Raw genomic sequence first — 14,802 nt, forward strand, 5'->3', positions numbered from 1 at the left:
TGGAATGCGCGGATGCTGGTAAGGAGAAGGGATGGGGCTATGAACATGGAACAGAGTCAGACAGCTGCAGAGAACATCAACTATGGAGAGAAGTACAAGCCCGCCAGGGAAGTGTGCGTGATCAAAAAGGACGGCAGCAAAGAGGCTTTCAACGTACAGAAAGTAATCAGTGCCGTGGCCAAGAGCGCGTACAGGGCCCTGGCGAAATTTACCGTAGAGGAGGAGAGCCTTATCTGTCAGCATGTGATCGATAAGGTGGACGAGCTGGGGATGGACGAAGTTCCGATACCTGTCATGCATAATATCGTAGAGAGCGCCCTGGAGCAGGTGAAGCCGGTAGTGGCCAAGAGTTACCGGGACTACCGCAACTATAAGCAGGATTTCGTGCGCATGCTGGACGATGTGTACAAGAAGAGCCAGTCCATCATGTACATCGGCGACAAGGAGAATGCCAACACGGACTCCGCCCTGGTGGCCACCAAGAGGAGCCTGGTGTTCAACCAGCTGAACAAGGAATTATATCAGAAATTTTTCATGACTACGGAGGAAATCCAGGCATGCCGGGACGGCTATATCTATGTCCACGACATGTCCGCCAGGCGGGACACCATGAACTGCTGCCTGTTCGATGTGCAGAATGTCTTGAGCGGCGGCTTCGAGATGGGGAATGTGTGGTACAATGAGCCGAAATCTCTGGACGTGGCTTTCGACGTCATCGGGGATATCGTGCTCAGCGCCGCCAGCCAGCAGTACGGCGGATTTACCGTTCCCAGCGTGGATCTGATACTGGAGCCTTATGCTGAGAAGTCCTATCATCGATATATCGAGAAATACCAGCGCCTGGGCATAGAGAAAGAAGCCGCAGAAGCGGAAGCCTACGCGGATGTAGTCAGGGAGTATGAGCAGGGCTTCCAGGGCTGGGAGTATAAATTCAACACAGTGGGAAGCAGCAGAGGAGACTATCCTTTCATCACGGTGACTGCGGGCACAGGGACTGGACGGTTCGCCAAACTGGCCACCATGACTATGCTGGAAGTGAGAAAAGGCGGCCAAGGCAAGAAGGAGCATAAAAAGCCGGTGCTGTTTCCAAAGATTGTGTTCTTATACGATGAGAATCTTCATGGGCCGGGCAAGCCCCTGGAGGATGTGTTCGAGGCTGGAGTGCAGTGTTCCGCCAAGACCATGTATCCTGACTGGCTGAGCCTGACGGGAAAAGGGTATGTGGCCAGCATGTACAAGCAGTACGGGCGCATCGTGTCCCCCATGGGCTGCAGGGCGTTCCTGTCCCCCTGGTATGAGAGAGGGGGCATGCACCCGGCTGACGACCAGGACAAACCTGTGTTCGTGGGACGGTTCAACATCGGGGCGGTGTCGCTGCATCTGCCCATGATTCTGGCAAAGGCCAGGAAGGAGAGCCGGGACTTTTACAAGGTGCTGGACTATTATCTGAATCTGATCCGCCAGCTCCACATCCGTACCTATGCCTATCTGGGCGAGATGCGGGCCTCCACGAATCCTTTGGCTTACTGCGAGGGCGGCTTCCTGGGCGGGCACCTGAAGCTCACGGACAAGATAAAGCCGCTATTGAAGTCTGCCACTGCCAGCTTCGGCATCACGGCGCTGAATGAGCTGCAGGAGCTGTACAATGGCAAGTCCCTGGTGGAGGACGGGGAGTTTGCCGTGGAGGTGCTGGAGTACATCAACAAGCGGATCAATGAATTCAAGGAAGAGGACGGCAATCTGTACGCCATCTACGGCACGCCTGCGGAGAATTTGTGCGGGCTGCAGGTGAAGCAGTTCCGCAATAAATACGGTATCATAGAGGGCGTCTCCGACAGGGAATATGTGAGCAACAGCTTCCATTGCCATGTGGCGGAGGACATTACGCCTATCCAGAAGCAGAATCTGGAGAATCGTTTCTGGGATTTGAGCAATGGCGGGAAGATTCAGTATGTGAAATATCCTATAGATTATAACATTGAAGCGATAAGGACGCTGATTCGCCGGGCCATGGATTTGGGCTTTTACGAGGGGGTCAACCTGTCTTTGGCTTACTGCGATGACTGCGGCCATCAGGAGCTGGAGATGGACGTGTGCCCCAAGTGCGGCAGCCGCAACCTGACCAAGATTGACCGCATGAACGGCTATCTGTCCTATTCCAGGGTGCATGGGGACACCAGGCTGAATGACGCGAAGATGGCGGAGATTGCGGAGCGCAGGAGCATGTAGGGAGCATTAATATGAGATATCACAATATAACGTCTGATGATATGCTGAATGGCGATGGTCTGAGGGTGGTGCTCTGGCTGGCCGGCTGCAACCATTGCTGCAAGGGCTGCCAGAATCCCTTGACCTGGGATCCGGACGGAGGGCTGCTGTTTGATAAGGCGGCCCGGGATGAGATTTTTGAGGAGTTAGGGAAAAGCTATATCTCCGGCATCACTTTTTCCGGGGGAGACCCTCTGCACCCTGCCAATAGGCTGGATGTAAGGGGATTGATGGCTGAAATCAAGGAGAGACATCCGGAAAAGACGATTTGGCTCTACACGGGCGACAGCTGGGAGGATATCCTGCATTATCCTATGATGAAGTACATTGATGTGCTGGTAGACGGGGAATTCCATGAGGATGAGAAAGATGTGAAGCTTCTATGGAAAGGCAGCGCGAACCAGCGGGTGATAGATGTGCAGAGGACGCTGGCCCGGGAAGACCCCTCTGTGCCGGTGATTCACTGCGGCGATTATGAGCAGGAGTATACAATAGCGGATAAGCCGGATAATATATGTGGATGCTGTGACTGACAGGCATAAGGGGGCCATTTATGGCACTGGATGCAATCCTGGCACAGAAGGGGGATATAGGATGGAGATTTTGCTGTCTTTGGTGGCTGTCTTTGCGCTGCACTGTAGATTTGAGATATTTGTCGGTAGTTTTCCCGATTCGGCTCTGCTCAATGGAATGCATAAGCTGTATGGTACTTTTTACGGACCTGAGTACACAGATTTGTTCGTATTTGCTGCAGTGTTCATCATGTTGCGTTTTGTGAAAAAGAAAGATGATAAGCCGGATATCGGCTCTCTTCTTTTTTCACTTTTCCTTTCTGTGATGTTGGTTGCGTCAATCAGCTTTAAAAAATTTGATTCTGCGGATTTTCTGTTTGAGAACAGCTATCAGTTCATGATATCCTGCTTTTGTATAATAGGTATCTGGATTATTTTGTATGGGATTCTCAGATGTGTCTATCATCTGTTCAATCAAAACATTATGGAGTCGGCAAAGACAGAAAAGAATGGCTTTCTGCTTATACTGGACAAGCATTTTCTGTTGATTGGTTTCTGTATTATTTTTTTGGGATGGCTTCCCTGGATTGTGATGAATTATCCGGGATCCGATTGCCCTGACAGTATTTTGCAGCTCAAAGAGTTTTTCGGAGAGGAACAATGGGCTGTAGGACATCCGCCGCTGTCTTCGGTGATTATGGGCAGCCTTTTTTCTGTGGGACGCTTGCTGGTGGATGCTAATTTCGGCTTTTTTCTATACTGCCTCATGCAGACATGCGCAGGGGCGCTGATATTTTCCTTAAGTATGAAAAAACTGAAGGATTTGGGGATTCCAATCAAATGGTGCCTGCTGGGAATCGCCTTATTCGCGTTCACTCCGCTGTGGGGGACTTATGCCCAATGGCTGGAAAAGGACCTTTTCTATGCGGAAATCGCTCTGCTGCAGACTATCTGTATGCTGGAGATTCTGATTCGGAAAGAATGCGGCAAAAAAGAGGCAGTTTTTCTGACCTGCAGCAGCCTGGGAGCAGTTTTTTTGCGTAACAATGGAATACATGCGGTGCTGCCCGCGCTGGTTCTTCTGGCAATCCGTTTCAGGGGGATATCCAGAAAGAGAATCGCGGCGGTATCGCTGATTGTCCTGGCTGCATATGAAAGCGTGATGAGAGGGCTGTATCCTGCTTTGGGAGTCCGGGGAGCGTCAGTGGTGGAACCGCTGAGCATTCCCTTTCAGCAGACGGCCAGATATGTCTGCGAGTATCCGGATGAGGTCACGGAGCAGGAGAAAGAGATTCTTGGGAAGGTATTTGACTATGACGCCCTTTTCAGTTATAATCCGGTTCTGTCGGATCCGATCAAGAATCATTGTAAGGGTATCGCGATGGATGAATATTTTGGCGTATGGTTCCGCATGTTTTTTAAGCATTCCGGCACTTACTTTTCGGCGTTCATCAACAAATGCTACGGGTATCTGGCGCCAGTGTCCCAGAATATAGAAGCGTGGATTCAGCTGGAGCATTATGATTATATGAAAGAGCTTGGCGTGCACCATGTATTTTCCCTGAATGTGTCCAATGTGCTTGTCATGGTGTGGAATATGAGCATGGTGATGCCGCTGGTAAAGTATTTGTGTACACCGGGAATGTATACATGGATTGTGGCGATTCTGATAATGCTTTTGATCAAACACCGCAGGTATAGTGCATTGATTCTCCTGGTGCCGTCCGTTATGAATATCCTGGTCTGTTTGGCGTCTCCCATGGCTGGGGCGATACGCTATGAACTGCCGACAGTGGCGTCTGTGCCATTGCTGATTGGATGGGTCTATTTTTCGATACATGCCGGGAAAGACGATGCATTTGTTTCGGCTTGATATGGAAAGATATTTTATGGAAAGAGAGACATATGAAGAGAGTAGCACAGTTCTATAAGGTAAGTCCTGATAATTTTGCGGAAGCCATGAGAGAGGGGTTTTCAGAGTATTCTGCTAAGGATATCCGGGAGATATATGAAAAAATCATGCTGCCGAAACGCGCCACCAAAGGCAGTGCCGGGTATGATATATACGCGCCGTTTTCCTTTTCCCTCGCGCCTGCCGAGACCATCAAGATACCTACGGGAATCCGTGTAAAAATGGACGAAAATTGGGTATTCACCCTTTATCCGCGCAGCGGACTGGGATTCAAATACCGTCTGCAGATGAACAATACTGTGGGCATCATTGACAGCGATTATTATGATTCCGACAACGAGGGGCATATCTTTATCAAAATGACAAATGCCACCAATGAGGGAAAGACCATAGAGATTGCCCAGGGGTCAGGCTTTGCCCAGGGAATTTTCCTGGAGTATGGAATTACCGTGGACGATGAGGTGTCCGATGTGCGCAACGGCGGATTGGGGAGCACGACAAAATAGCGCTATTTTAGAGACCTTTGCGGGCCGCCCTCTCAGGAAACCTGCGGACAGTATTCTGCCGTCCTAAAACATATAAAAGCATGTGGAATCGAATAAAAATTCCGGTTCTGGCTATGATAAGCGTAAGAACATGCGCAAATCATGAAAGAAAAGGAGTTTTTGGATGATAGAGAAGAAAGATTCCGGCAGGAAAACAGAGAAGCTCATGAATGGAAGCGAAAGAGGAAGCGGCCGCCTTATGGGCTCTCTGCAGGAAAATATGGCTTACCTGAACCGTGCCCTGGACGTGGAGAAGAACTTTGACATCATCTACCGGGTCATCCAGATAGGCGGAAAAGAAGCCTGCATGTACCTGGTGGACGGCTTCTGCAAGGATGACCTGGTGCAGAAGCTGCTGCAGTATTTCATGGATCTGACTCCGGACGATATGCCGGCGGACGCCCATGGTCTGTCGAAAGGATTCACGCCCTATGCGGAAGTGGACATCGAGGACAAATGGGATACCCTGATTACCGCCCTGCTCTCCGGCATATTTGTGCTTCTGGTGGACGGCTACGAGAAAGCCCTGCTGATAGATTCCAGGACATATCCGGCCAGGAGCGTGGGGGAGCCGGAGAAGGACAAGACTCTCCGGGGCTCTAAGGACGGCTTCGTGGAGACTCTTGTGTCCAACACGGCCATGATTCGCCGCAGAATCCGCAGCACAGACCTGCACATTGAGATGCAGAGCGCCGGGGAAAGCTCTCATACGGACATTGCGCTCTGCTATATGAAAGGCCGGGTGGATGAGGATTTCCTGGACGATATAAGGCGGAAAATCAACAATATCCAGGCGGATGCCCTGACCATGAACCAGGAATCTCTGGCGGAATGCCTTTACCAGAGGAAGTGGTACAATCCTTTCCCGAAGTTCAAGTATACAGAACGGCCGGATGCGGCTTCTGCCCAGGTGCTGGAGGGCAATATCGTCATTTTGGTGGACAATTCCCCTTCGGCCATGATTCTGCCCACCACCATATTCGATGTGATAGAGGAAGCGGACGATTATTACTTCCCTCCGGTGACGGGCACCTATCTGCGGATGACCAGGTTCCTGATTTCCCTGTTGACTTACCTGGTCACTCCCACCTTCCTGCTGATGATGAATAATCCCCAGTTTATCCCAGAGACATTTTCCTTCATCATATTGCAGGAGGAGCCGAACCTTCCCCTAATCTGGCAGTTCCTGGTGCTGGAGCTGGCCATAGACGGCCTGAAGCTGGCGGCCATCAATACGCCGAATATGCTCAGCACACCATTGAGTGTCATGGCAGCCCTGGTGCTGGGGGAGTTCTCGGTGAACAGCGGGTGGTTCAGCCCAGAGGTCATGCTGTACATGGCGTTCGTGGCCATCGCGAACTATACCCAGGCCAACTATGAGCTGGGGTATGCCCTGAAGTTCCTGCGTATCATCACTTTGCTGCTGACCCAGTGGTTCAATCTGTGGGGATATATCGGAGGAATATTGTTGTCTTTGCTGGCTATCGGCTGCAACCGGACAGTGTCCCACAGGAGCTACCTCTATCCCCTGATTCCTTTTAGTTGGAAGACGCTGAAGAACAAACTGTTCCGGACCCGGCTGCCTGGAGCGTTGAAAAAAGAGCCGAGATAGGGCATAAGAGAACTGCGGGTGGAAAAGCGGTTAAAAGCGCCAAAGGAGGCGTCCCGCGAAATGAGTAGTGAGACGCCCCCTTTTATCAGTTTATCTGGCTGGAGAGCCCTGTGGATTTGGCTGGCTATTATAATATTGTGCCTGCGCCTGCCACAGTTCGTGGTATTTCCCGGCTGTATCCTCTACCAGGACATCATGGCTGCCCTGCTGGACGATTGCCCCACTGTCGAAGACGAGGATGTCGTCACAGAACTTGCAGGAAGACAGTCGGTGGCTGATATAGATGGCTGTCTTGTCCTTGATAATCGCATTGAAGTTGCTGTAGATTTCCGCCTCCGCCAAAGGATCCAGCGCTGCCGTGGGCTCATCCAGGATGATAAAGGGCGTATCCCTGTAGAGCGCCCTGGCAAGAGCGATTTTCTGCTTTTCCCCGCCGGACATATCCATGCCGTTCTTATTCAACCTCTTGGACAGATAGGTCTCCAGCCCATCGGGAAGTCTGTCCAGCCGGTCGCCGAAGCCGGATTTCTGCAGGCAGGATTCCGCGAGACTTCCATCGTAGTTCATGGCGGCGGCCACGTTCTGGCCCAGGGGCAGATCCGTCAAAGTAAAATCCTGGAATACCACGGAGAAGATGGAGAGGTATTCCCGGTAGCTGTATTTGCGGATATCGATGCCGTTCAAGAGAATCCTCCCCTCCGTGGGATCGTAGAGCCTGCAGAGCAGTTTGATGAAAGTGGTCTTGCCGCTGCCGTTCATGCCTACCACCGCCAGGCGCCTGCCAACGGTGAATTTCATGTTCACATGGCGGAGGGCATATTGGTCGTTTCCCGGGTACCGGAAAGATACGTCCTGGAATTCGATTTCATACTGCCTGTCGTTTCGTTTCTCCACGGTGAGGCTTCCCTGGTACATGACGTTGGGCGTCTCCAGAAAATCCAACAGCATCTTTACAAAGGTGGCGTTGATGCGGGTCTGCCCTAATGTGCCTATGAAAGAGGAGAGGCCTCCCGCCAGCCTGACGATGGAACTGACATATTGGGTCATCATGCCTACCCCAAAGGCTCCGGCCCATGCCTTGAGGCCCGCGAACAGGTACGCCACGCCGGTGAACATCACGGAGACGGCTCCGGAGGCCCCGGAATACAGTCCCATGGGCCCTCTGGCCAGTTTGGCGAAATAGCCCTGAGAGCAGAAAGCGCCGGACTTGTCATTATTATACTTTTCGCACAGCTTATCCTGGCGGTAGATTCGCATGTCAGCGGCGAATTCCTTACGCTTTCCCATAAATCCATAATGGCCAAACAGCCGATTGGCCAGCGTATGGATGTTGGAATTGAAAGCATAATAGCTGTCCGCCTTATTGGAGAGCAGGGGAGCGATATAGGTCACGGCCAGCATGACGGCAATGATGAGAGCCAGGAAAAGGGGATTGTTCAGGATAGTCAGTGTCCCGGCATTATCCGGCACCCGGCTGGTGAACAGAGTTATGGTCATGGCGATGCCTCCGAACAGAGTGAGGATTGCCGTGAGAAGTTCCTCCATCAGCCGGAAAGCTCTGATCAGTCCCCATCCGCCTCCGGACTGGTTCTGAAGAATCTGGGCCAGTTTCCGGTCGGTGTCCGGATTGTCCACGATGCAGAAATCCATGTCCATCATTTTGTCCGCCGTGATTTTGCGCAGATAGTAGAACCGGCATTCCTCCTCTACGGCCTTTCTTTTTTTTAGCAGAGCGTCTGCCAGGGAAATCAATGCCGAGGAAATCAGTGTGGCCAGCACCAGTGTAAGGAGCCTTTGAGGCCTTCGGCTGCCGGACAGCTCGTCAATGATGAGGGCCAGGAGCCAGATGCCCACATAGGGGGTCAGGGCGCTCCAGACGCAGGGCATCAGGGATGTCGCGATTAGCCCGGACTGGCTGCGGTGTATCAGCAGCAGCGCCATTTTGTTGATTTGCCAGGTCTCTTTCCAGGACAACATCTTGTTATCGTTTGTTTTTTGTTTCTTTTTTGATGATTTGCGGTTCATTGCCATCGGCTCCTTCCTTATAATATCTGCTCTGCACCTCATAGAGCTGTGCATATCGGCCGCCCATGGCGAGCAGCTTTTCGTGGGTGCCTTCCTCCGCAATCCGGCCGCCCTCGATAAGGAGGATGCGGTCGCAGAAGCGGGTGGAGGCCAGTCTGTGGGAAATGTATACAGAGGAGCGCCCCTGTGTCATTTCGTCGTATTTGCAGTACATATCGGCCTCGGCTATTGGATCCAGCGCCGCAGTGGGCTCGTCCAACACTACTAGGGGCGCGTCCTTGTAAAGGGCTCTGGCCAGCATGAGCCTCTGGGTCTCGCCGCCGGAGAGAGTGACTGCGTCATCATAGATTTCCCGCAGCATTTTGGAGTCGTATTGCAGGGGCAGGGATTCGATTTTCCGGGTGAGGCCGGCTTTTTCCACACATTCTTTCATTTTAGCGCTGTCGATGTGATCCTCTGTCTGGGCTATGTTGGCGGCAATGGTGGTGGCCAGTATGTTGAAGTCCTGGAAGACCGCGGAGAACAGGCGGTAATAGTCTCTGCGGTCGTACTGGCGGATGTCATTGCCGTTTAAGAGCACTTTTCCCTCTGTGGGATCCAGGAAGCCGCAGAGGAGCTTGATGAGGGTGGTCTTGCCCGCGCCGTTTAAGCCCACCACGGCCAGTTTCTCGCCGGGGCGCAGGGTCAGGTCGATATGGGAAAGAGTATCTGCCGCCGCGTCCGGATAGCGGAAAGAGACGTCCTCCAGACGGATTTCGTATGTATTTGCCGTGTCTGCGGCGATGGGCTTGCCCTCCTCGAAGAGGAAAGGCTCCGGGAATTCCAGGCATTCCCGGATATTGGAAATTTCCAGGCCCTGCTTATGTAAGGTGAGGAAACCGTTCAGGATGCCGCTTACCCATGCGCTGAAATTCCCCACGGCGGAAAAATAGAGCAGGAACATGGATACGCTTAAATCTTCGTTTAGCACCAGCCAGATCAGATAGGCATAAGCAAAGCCGTTCTGAAAAAGGGCCAGTATCAGATTGGCGATGCTGCCCCACAGATATCTGTTCTGCACGCGCCTGTGGAAAGCGCGGAATGTATCCCGGGTGCTGCTAAATACCTGCTCCAGCCAGGGCTGCATGCCGAAGATGCGGATATCCTTTGCCATTTTCTTGTCCTCGGTACAGGTGAAGAAGTGCCAGAACATCTGATCGCATTCCCCCTCTTCCTCCCGGTGCCGGTAGCGGTATTCGGACAGGGGCTTGTTGATGCAGTATCCCGCAACGGTGGCAGCGGATATGGCTGCAATCAGCAGAGGATTGACGTGGGACAAAAGCATTAAATAGAACAGGAACCCCGTCACGTCCCTGAGCAGATCGGTCAGGGTGGTCCATATGGCCTCGCCAGCCGCTGCATTACTGTTCAGGGCATCACCGGCTTTGGCCAACTTCTTCAGCAGTTCATCATTGTCCGTATTGGGATAGGAGGTGACGGCCATCTTTGTGTTCAGCCGCGCAATAAGGCTGGAGCGCACGGTAACCCTGCCATACAGGACATTGACATAGAGATAGCCGGATGCCCCGTTCAGCAGGATGTTCAGGAACAAAAATGCCAGTATGATGAGGAACAATCGGTTCAGGGACTGGTGGGCCTCTACGGATCCGATGATGACGGGCGCCACATAGAGTCCGGTCAGATTGTTCGCCACAGCCAGGAGCGCTGTCAGGACGCACAGGATGGGGACTTTCTTTTCCCGCTCCCGAATGGCCAGCCGAATCATGAAGCCTGCAGACTGCCACATGTTGTACTTGCCTTTTTCTTTTTGTTTTAACTCTTGTTCTGCCATAATTTTTCCTTTCAGGGTTTGTTGGACTAAGGAACAGTTCCTGAGGATAGTATAGCACAGAAAAGGAAGGAATGCGGATTGGGTGACGAAATGCATGATTTCGGGGATAAGTTGTGTGGAGGGATGGTGTCAGCCGAAAAAAAGGTCCTAAAATAAGATACCATTTTCAGGCCGGATGTAGTATAATGTCCGAGAGGACAGGGCGCCCATGGATTTCGGGCATTGCGGCACAGGGGGAAAAGAAATGTACAGATTTGCAGTATGTGACGACAATCCGGCAGACATACAGTATGTAGTATCGCTGATAAATAACTGGAGCAAGAAATCGAACACGCCCTTTCAAATCGAAACCTATCCCTCCGCGGAGGCTTTTCTGTTCGCCTATGAAGACGACAATGGCGTAGACGTGCTGTTCCTGGACATCGAAATGAACGGCATGAGCGGAGTAGAGCTGGCGAAACGGCTGCGCGCCACAGGTGCGAAGCTCCAGATTGTATTCATCACGGGATACATGGACTATATCGAGCAGGGCTATGACGTGGAGGCTCTGCACTATCTGCTCAAGCCGGTGACTCAGGGGAAGCTGGAAACCGTGCTGGAGCGGGCCATGGAGAGGCTGGGGGCAAGGGGGAATGTACTGGTTCTGTCCTGGGGCGGGAGCATGGTCAGGCTGCCGTTAGATGAGATTCGATATCTGGAAGTGATGAAAAATTATGTCACGGTGCACGCCGGGGAAACCTACAGCGTAAAGCGCACGCTGCGCGAGCTGGAGGAAGAGCTGGACGACAGCTTTTACAAAATTCATCGATCCTATGTGGTGAATCTGCGGTTCGTGAAGAAAGTGACGAAGACTGCCGTGACGCTGAAGGAAAGCGAGGAGCTCCCTCTGTCCAGAAAAGCGTATGAGGGATTGAATCGGGCGTTGATACAGTATTTCTGAACTTCATACAGACGGAAAGGAAAGTCGGGATGCATCTGCTGGACAAGATAATCGACAAAAGAATCGCGGCATACCAGAGCGACCTGTTGGCCACGCATTACGCGGAGGTGGAGAACATGTACCGGCAGATCAGGAGCTGGCGGCATGATTACCGCAATCATATCCAGGTGCTCGGAAGTTATGCCCGGATGGGAGACATGGAATCGCTGAAAGCTTATCTGAAAGAGCTGAGCGCCGATTTGGAGGCTGTGGATATGGCCCTGAAGACCGGAAACAAGATGACGGATGTAATCCTGAACAGCAAAATCTCGCTGGCCAGATCCAGGGACATCACAGTCAGGGCGGATGCCCATGTGCCGGTATCGCTGACGACGTCGGAGTTGGATCTGTGCATCATCATGGGCAATCTGTTCGACAATGCCATCGAGGCCTGCATGGAACTGCCCAAGGAGGATAGGCTGATTCGTGTCTACATGGACATGAAGAACACGCAGCTGTACATGTCCTTTACCAATACCACGGCCCAGAGGAAACAGAAGAAAGAAGCCGGACGTTTTAGGACGACGAAGGGCATGGGGCATGGGCACGGCCTGGTGCGGGTGGATACCATTGTGGAGAGATATCAGGGGTATATCAGCCGAAACAGCGAGGACGGAGCCTTTACCACGGAGATTCTGCTGCCGCAGTAGGAGATTCGGCAGAGAGACGGGAAGCACGTCCCGCAGAGGGCCGGCGGATTTGACAGACGCGCGGATTTGTGATAAAGTCAAGAAAGCTGAGTAAAAGAAAAAGGCCATGGAGGGACATATATGTTTAAAATCATAACCGACAGCACGACGGATTTGCCGAAAGAATATCTGGAGGAGCATGACGTAGGATGCCTGCCCATCAGCTATATTCTGGACGGAGTCACATATGGCAGGGACAGGGAACTGGACTGGAAAGAGTTCTATGCCATGATGCGGGAGGAGGGCAAGATGCCGACTACCTCCCAGATCAATCCTGCCGAGGCGAAGGAACAGCTGGAGGAGTATATAACGAGAGCCCTTTTCGGGAATGAAAATCCCATGGAAATCCTCTACCTTGCATTCTCTTCGGGCTTGAGCGGAACCTGCGGCAATATCCGCATGGCGGCCGCTGAAATCATGGAAGAGCGTCCGGATGTGAAGATTAGAGTGGTGGACAGCCTGGGCGCGTCCATGGGGGAGGGGCTGTTCGTGCATAAGGCGGCAAGGATGCGCGATGCGGGAAAGTCCATGGAAGAGACGGCGAAATGGCTGGAAGAGCATGTGCAGAATTTCGTCCATGTATTTACGGTGGATGACTTGTTCCATTTATACAGGGGCGGGCGCGTCAGCAGGACGGCAGCTGTCCTGGGGACGCTGGTCTCCATCAAGCCCAAGCTCCATGTGGACAGCGAGGGGCACCTGATTCTGATTGGGAAGGTGCGGGGCAGAAAGAAATCCCTGGCCGCGCTGGTGGATTATATGGAAGAGAAGATGGGTTCCTGGGCAGAGGAGAACAAGGATGATTATGTGTTCATCAGCCATGGGGATGCCCTGGAGGACGCGGAATATGTGAGGGATTTGATAAAAGAACGGTACGGATACCAGCATTTCCTGATCAATCACATAGGCCCTACCATAGGCGCCCATTCAGGCCCCGGCACAATCGCCCTGTTCTTCATGGGAGAGTCAAGATAAAGAGCTGAATATTCAGTGCTCGGACAATCACGCAGAAGCAGACAGACTGCGGTTGGCCGGGCACTTTTCTTTCCACGGTTTTCACAGATTTCCCGATTCCTCATATTATAATAGCAAGCTAAAATCTATGAAAGAAAGGTCTCAAAATGCACGAACATTGGAATGACAACAATTTTGATGATTTCCCGGTAGCGATGGCTTATGTGCCGTGGCAGAAATTTGAGCGGTTGTGTGAAGACTTGGAGAAAGGGTATTGTGCCGGAACAATATTCCCTGAACTGGATAAGCCTTTCACAGGAAGGAGATGTGTATAATGGGAGAGAAGGAACAGCTGTTAAGAGATATCGGGATTGCGGATTTCGTCCTGACGGAACTTGTCCTGTACCTGGACACCCATCCCTTTGACCGCAATGCACAGGAGTACTTCAACCATTACAACCGAATCAAGCTTCAGATGGAAAAGGAGTTTTCCCAGAAATATTACCCTCTGAACACCAGATACGCCGAGAGCAGCAAGGAATGGAGATGGGGCGCGGCGCCCCTGCCCTGGGAAGGAGAGTGCGCATAAATGTGGAGTTATGAGAAAAGATTGGAATTTCCCGTGAACATCAAGGAGCCCAACGCGAAGCTGGCCCAGGCCATCATCAGCCAATACGGCGGGCCGGACGGCGAGATGGGAGCCAGCATGCGCTATCTTTCCCAGCGCTATTCCATGCCCTACAGAGAAGTGGCGGGCGTCCTGACGGACATCGGTACCGAAGAGCTGGCACATTTGGAAATGGTGGCGGCTATCGTCCACCAGCTCACCCGGAACCTGTCCATGGAGGAAATCGAAAAGAGCGGCTTCGCCAGCTATTATGTGGATCATACCGTCGGCGTATGGCCGCAGGCTGCTTCGGGATTCCCTTTCACTGCCGCCCAGTTCCAGGTGACAGGGGACCCTGTGACGGATTTGATGGAGGACCTGGCGGCGGAGCAGAAGGCCCGCACCACCTATGACAACATCCTGCGCCTGGTGAAAGAGCCGGATGTGTGCGAGCCCATCAAGTTCCTGCGCATGCGGGAAATCGTGCATTTCCAGCGGTTCGGCGAAGCGCTGCGCATCGTACAGGATAGGCTGGACAGCAGGAATTTCTATGCGTTCAACCCTGCCTTTGACACAAAGGAATGCTGCGACTGATTATGATGTAAATCTGGATAGAACACCAACAGGCAGTTCCTTGTTCTGCAAGAGGGATTGCCTGTTTTTTGCTGTCTTTTAGGACTGGATGCCCAAAGGGAGATTGTGCTTTGCATATTATAATGGGGAATTTGAAGAGTATGCAGGCGAGATATTGGCCGTGGAGATAAATTATGACAAGGATGATGTCAACAATCCCCATAGCTGTAGGATAGAGAGGCTGGAAAAGCAGTAAGCCCAGGTAAGCTATTGCCATTGCCCGCGGGAAAATCAG

14 protein-coding genes are annotated in these 14,802 nt (G+C 52.2%); 12 read left to right on the forward strand and 2 right to left on the reverse strand.

All coding sequences use genetic code 11. The features are described from left to right. Positions 1-45: 45 nt before the first annotated feature. The 5 genes from nrdD to NFS35_RS17970 all read left to right on the forward strand — a co-directional run bounded on the left by nrdD (position 46) and on the right by NFS35_RS17970 (position 6,849). Positions 46-2,229 carry an anaerobic ribonucleoside-triphosphate reductase gene (gene nrdD / locus NFS35_RS17950; RefSeq protein ID WP_251208527.1) on the forward strand — a complete coding sequence of 728 codons (2,184 nt, stop codon included), beginning with the start codon at positions 46-48 and terminating at the stop codon, positions 2,227-2,229. Positions 2,230-2,240: 11 nt separating this feature from the next. Beyond that, positions 2,241-2,801, forward strand: a complete 561-nt coding sequence (nrdG, locus tag NFS35_RS17955) for an anaerobic ribonucleoside-triphosphate reductase activating protein (RefSeq protein WP_251208487.1) — start codon at positions 2,241-2,243, stop codon at positions 2,799-2,801. Between the two features lie 61 nt (positions 2,802-2,862). Then, the gene (locus NFS35_RS17960) at positions 2,863-4,653 is read left to right on the forward strand and encodes a DUF6020 family protein (RefSeq protein ID WP_251208488.1); all 1,791 of its coding nucleotides are present in this window, start codon (positions 2,863-2,865) and stop codon (positions 4,651-4,653) included. Between the two features lie 32 nt (positions 4,654-4,685). Further along, positions 4,686-5,198 carry a dCTP deaminase/dUTPase family protein gene (locus NFS35_RS17965; protein WP_251208489.1) on the forward strand — a complete coding sequence of 171 codons (513 nt, stop codon included), beginning with the start codon at positions 4,686-4,688 and terminating at the stop codon, positions 5,196-5,198. Positions 5,199-5,436: 238 nt separating this feature from the next. Further along, positions 5,437-6,849 carry a spore germination protein gene (locus NFS35_RS17970; RefSeq protein ID WP_251208528.1) on the forward strand — a complete coding sequence of 471 codons (1,413 nt, stop codon included), beginning with the start codon at positions 5,437-5,439 and terminating at the stop codon, positions 6,847-6,849. Positions 6,850-6,939: 90 nt separating this feature from the next. On the opposite strand, the gene NFS35_RS17975 is transcribed toward NFS35_RS17970, so the two are convergent. Together NFS35_RS17975 and NFS35_RS17980 are read right to left on the reverse strand one after the other, a co-directional pair. Continuing rightward, positions 6,940-8,880, reverse strand: coding sequence for an ABC transporter ATP-binding protein (locus NFS35_RS17975; RefSeq protein WP_251208490.1), 1,941 nt, complete (start codon positions 8,878-8,880; stop codon positions 6,940-6,942). Then, entirely contained in the window at positions 8,831-10,705 is a 1,875-nt protein-coding gene (locus NFS35_RS17980; RefSeq protein WP_251208491.1) for an ABC transporter ATP-binding protein, read from the reverse strand. Before NFS35_RS17980 ends, NFS35_RS17975 begins: the two co-directional genes overlap by 50 nt. Positions 10,706-10,949: 244 nt before the next feature. Here NFS35_RS17980 and NFS35_RS17985 point away from each other — a divergent pair, with 244 nt between their 5' ends. The 7 genes from NFS35_RS17985 (at position 10,950) to NFS35_RS18015 (ending at position 14,763) form a co-directional block, all read left to right on the forward strand. After that, the gene (locus tag NFS35_RS17985) at positions 10,950-11,645 is read left to right on the forward strand and encodes a LytR/AlgR family response regulator transcription factor (RefSeq protein WP_251208492.1); all 696 of its coding nucleotides are present in this window, start codon (positions 10,950-10,952) and stop codon (positions 11,643-11,645) included. Positions 11,646-11,674: 29 nt separating this feature from the next. Then, a complete protein-coding gene (locus tag NFS35_RS17990) occupies positions 11,675-12,334 on the forward strand; it encodes a sensor histidine kinase (RefSeq protein WP_251208493.1) in 660 nt (219 codons plus the stop codon). Positions 12,335-12,454: 120 nt separating this feature from the next. Further along, positions 12,455-13,348, forward strand: coding sequence for a DegV family protein (locus NFS35_RS17995; protein WP_251208494.1), 894 nt, complete (start codon positions 12,455-12,457; stop codon positions 13,346-13,348). A 194-nt stretch (positions 13,349-13,542) separates the two neighbouring features. After that, a complete protein-coding gene (locus tag NFS35_RS18000) occupies positions 13,543-13,662 on the forward strand; it encodes a spore coat associated protein CotJA (protein ID WP_289768509.1) in 120 nt (39 codons plus the stop codon). Continuing rightward, positions 13,662-13,916, forward strand: a complete 255-nt coding sequence (locus NFS35_RS18005; RefSeq protein ID WP_251208496.1) for a spore coat protein CotJB — start codon at positions 13,662-13,664, stop codon at positions 13,914-13,916. Before NFS35_RS18000 ends, NFS35_RS18005 begins: the two co-directional genes overlap by 1 nt. After that, positions 13,917-14,528 (forward strand): manganese catalase family protein, encoded by a 612-nt coding sequence (locus NFS35_RS18010; RefSeq protein WP_251208497.1) that lies wholly within the window; start codon positions 13,917-13,919, stop codon positions 14,526-14,528. It begins immediately after the preceding gene. A gap of 88 nt (positions 14,529-14,616) precedes the next feature. After that, entirely contained in the window at positions 14,617-14,763 is a 147-nt protein-coding gene (locus tag NFS35_RS18015) for a hypothetical protein (protein WP_251208498.1), read from the forward strand. Positions 14,764-14,802: the final 39 nt, after the last annotated feature.

It is taken from the genome of Acetatifactor aquisgranensis (genome assembly GCF_943193215.1).
Taxonomy (GTDB): Bacteria; Bacillota; Clostridia; order Lachnospirales; family Lachnospiraceae; genus Acetatifactor; species Acetatifactor aquisgranensis.